Source organism: Saccharomonospora iraqiensis subsp. paurometabolica YIM 90007 (assembly GCF_000231035.2).
Taxonomy (GTDB): domain Bacteria; phylum Actinomycetota; class Actinomycetes; order Mycobacteriales; family Pseudonocardiaceae; genus Saccharomonospora; species Saccharomonospora paurometabolica.
Genome location: NZ_KI912232.1, coordinates 152,356 through 155,525 on the forward strand (window position 1 = coordinate 152,356; position 3,170 = coordinate 155,525).

General features: G+C 74.5%; 3 protein-coding genes. 1 reads left to right on the forward strand and 2 read right to left on the reverse strand.

The features are described 5' to 3' along the window. Nucleotides 1-41 precede the first annotated feature (41 nt). Nucleotides 42-902 carry a peptidylprolyl isomerase gene (locus SACPADRAFT_RS0211225; protein WP_007027043.1) on the reverse strand — a complete coding sequence of 287 codons (861 nt, stop codon included), beginning with the start codon at nt 900-902 and terminating at the stop codon, nt 42-44. Between the two features lie 224 nt (nt 903-1,126). Between SACPADRAFT_RS0211225 and SACPADRAFT_RS0211230 the strand changes: the two genes are divergently transcribed. Further along, entirely contained in the window at nt 1,127-1,801 is a 675-nt protein-coding gene (locus SACPADRAFT_RS0211230; RefSeq protein WP_007027042.1) for a hypothetical protein, read from the forward strand. Here SACPADRAFT_RS0211230 and SACPADRAFT_RS0211235 read toward each other — a convergent pair. Continuing rightward, complete coding sequence (locus SACPADRAFT_RS0211235; RefSeq protein WP_007027041.1) at nt 1,770-3,032, reverse strand: YibE/F family protein; 1,263 nt, start codon at nt 3,030-3,032, stop codon at nt 1,770-1,772. The genes SACPADRAFT_RS0211230 and SACPADRAFT_RS0211235 overlap by 32 nt on opposite strands. Nucleotides 3,033-3,170: the final 138 nt, after the last annotated feature.

The following is a 3,170-nucleotide window of genomic DNA, read 5'->3' on the forward strand; positions in this document are numbered from 1 at the left end:
GGCGGTCCGGCGCGGTGCCCCCGACGCACCCGGGGTGCCGGTCAGGCCGCCGCGACGCGCACGTCGGTGAACCGGACCTCGGTGTGCGGGGTGCCGCCACCCGCCTGCGAGGAGCCGTCGTGTCCGGCGCGGGCCACCTCGTCGAGCACCGTGAGCCCCTTGTCGGAGATCGTGCCGAACACCGTGTAGTTCGGCGGGAGCGGGGCCTCGCCGTACACCATGAAGAACTGGCTGCCGTTGGTGTCCGGTCCCGAGTTCGCCATCGCGAGGACGCCGCGGCCGTAGTTGAGCCCCTCGAAGGTCTCGTCGGCGAAGCTGTACCCGGGTCCGCCGGTGCCGTCGCCCTTCGGGTCGCCGCACTGCAGCATCTGGAGTCCGTCGGTGGACAGCCGGTGGCAGCTGGTGTCGGTGTAGAAGCCCTGCTCGGCGAGGTGCACGAAACTGTTGACCGTGCACGGTGCGAGCGCGCGGTCCAGCGTCAGGGGGATCTCGCCGACGGTGGACTCCAGGGTCACGTCGACCGTGCCGCCCGCGGGCACGTTCCCGCCCGACGGCGGGGACACCTCCTTGGCGGGCTGCCCGGATTCCGGGTACTCGCACGTCGCCGGGTCCGGCAGCGGCTCGGGGCGTTCGGGTGCCGCGACCCGTTCGGTGGGAATGTTCACCGGCGTGTTGCTGGCCGATGCGTCCGGTGTGCCGCTCGCGTCCGCCGCGTCGCCCTCCGCGGCGGTGTCGTCGCCCCGCGTGGCCAGGATCACGACGAGCCCGGCGACCACCACCACGGCACCGATGGTCACGCCGACACCGACGATCCTGCGCCGCCTCGCCCGTTCGGCGCGGCGGATGAGCTGCCGTTCGAGCTTGCGTTTCGCGGCCTCGCGGCGTTGCTGGTTGGTGGCCACCTGCCCTCCCAATCTGTCTCGTCCGGCCGGCCGCCGTGGGCCCGGGCGGGCCCCGGTGAGGCGCCTGGCGGGCCCCGGTGGGTCCGCTCGGGCGCAGTCTATGGGCACTGTCTGTGAGGATCCTGTACAGGGGCGGCTAGGGTGAACGGCGTCCCAGCCGTGGCGAAAGGTGTGTCCGTGCTCGTCGTCGGGTTCCGCGCGACGGATCCGTCGCGGACCGGGGGGTGTGTGTGAGCGGGGAAGCGGGAGGCGAACGGTCCACGTCCGGATCGGAGCGGATCCCGCTGTACGCCGCCGACCCCGCGGTGCGCAGGCGCCGAGCCGTGTCCGGGTTGGTGGGTGCCGTGCTGGTCGGCGCGGCGTTCGGGGGCCTGGCGGGTCTGCTCGGCGGGCAGGTCGTCGGCCTGGTCGTGGGCGGCGTCGTGGCGCTGCCGGTGGCGGCGCTGGTGCTGACCAACGCACGCAGGCAGGTCCACCTGGAGGGGACCACGGTGCTGGTGCGCACCTGGGGGACCCGCCGGATCGACCTGGTCACCGCCTCCCGGGTCGACCTGCTGGTCACCGACGTCCGGGGGAGCCGCACGGTGAGCCTGCTGGTCAACGCGGGCGGCCGGGGCGGCGCCGTCAAGATCGACGTGGCCGTCTACGCGGGCACGGGGGGCCGGGAGCTGGGTGTGCTGGCGCTGCGTCGGCTCGCCGACGCCGTGGTGAACAATCTCGAGGCCGGGGGCGTGGTGTTCTCCGAACTGCTGGTGGCGCAGCTGCGGGCGGAGGCCCGGGGCGACGCCGCCGCCGACCGCCCGTTGTACCGGCTGGCCTCGGCGGCGCCCACGGGCAGGTTCGCCCAGCGGTTCAGCATGGACACGGTCAGCCGGTTCGTGGCGGGCCTGGAGCGCTGACCCGTTCCGCGGCGCGGTCGGCGCCCTCGTCGCCGACCGCCCCGGGGGCGGCGTTGCCGGGGACATCGTTGCCGGGGACATCGTTGCCGGGGACATGGTTTCCGGGGACGTCGTCGTGCACCGCGATCAGCGCGGCCAGCAGCGTGGTCACCGGTACCGCGGCGACGATGCCGATGCTGCCCGCCAACGTGCGCACCACCTCCTGCGCGACGTCCTGGGACTGCAGCACCGTCGCCGGGCCGACGTCGGACAACGCGGACAACAGCAGCAGCGGCAGGGCGGCACCCGCGTAGGCGAGCACCAGGGTGTTCACCGCGGAACCGACGTGGTCCCGGCCGATGCGCAGCGCGGCGGTGTAGAGCTCGCGCCTGCCCAGCGCCGGGTTGGCGCGGCGCAGCTCCCACACGGCGCTGGCCTGCGTCACGGTGACGTCGTCCAGGACGCCGAGGGCGCCGATGACCACTCCCGCGAGCAGCAGCCCCCGCGCGTCCACGCCGTGGCCGAGCGAGGCGATCAGGGAGGTGGTGTCGGAGTCGAGCCCGGTCAGTGCGGCCGCCGACGCGAACAGCGTCGCCAGCACCCCGATCAGGGTGAGGCTGGACAGGGTGCCGAGCACCGCCACCGAGGTCCGCGCGGTGAAGCCGTGGGTGAGGTAGAGCGTGCCGAACATGATCAGTCCGGCCGCGGCGATCGCCACCAGCAGCGGGTCGCGCCCCGCGAGGATCGCGGGCAGCACGAACAGCACGAGCACCGCGACGCTGAGCCCGAGCGAGCCGAGCGCGGCCAGTCCCCGTTTCCGGCCGAGCAGCAGCACCGCCAGCACGAACAATGCCCCGAGCGCGAGCAGCGGCACGCCGCGCTGGAAATCCTTGATCTGGTACGAGCCACCGTCGAGCGGGTCACCGCCGCCGTAGGACAGGACCACCTCGTCCCCCGCGGCGAACCGGGGCGAGCCGGGCTCCAACGGCTGCATCTTGGCGATCGTGGCGCTCCCCGCCGCGCCGCCGGGCACCTCGGTGATCCGGACCTCGACGTCGAGGCAGCGCGGCGCGTCCGGGTCGGGTTCGCCCACCCGCACCGCACCGGGACTCCCGCACGGTCCGATCGCCACGGCCGTGACCGTGCCGTCGACCGGTGTCCCCGCGGGCAGCGCGGGCACCGCCGCGTCCCCGCTCCACGGGTGCAGCCACGCCACGGCCGCGACGGTCAGCACGGCCAACGGGACGAGCACCGCGGCGAGTATCCGCCGTACCCGCCGCGAGGCCGGAGCCACCGGGCCGTGCCCGTGGCCGTGGCCGTGGCCGTGGCCGTGCCCGTGGCCGTGGCCGTGGCCGTGGCCGTGGCCGTGATTGTGCCCGTGGCCGTGCTG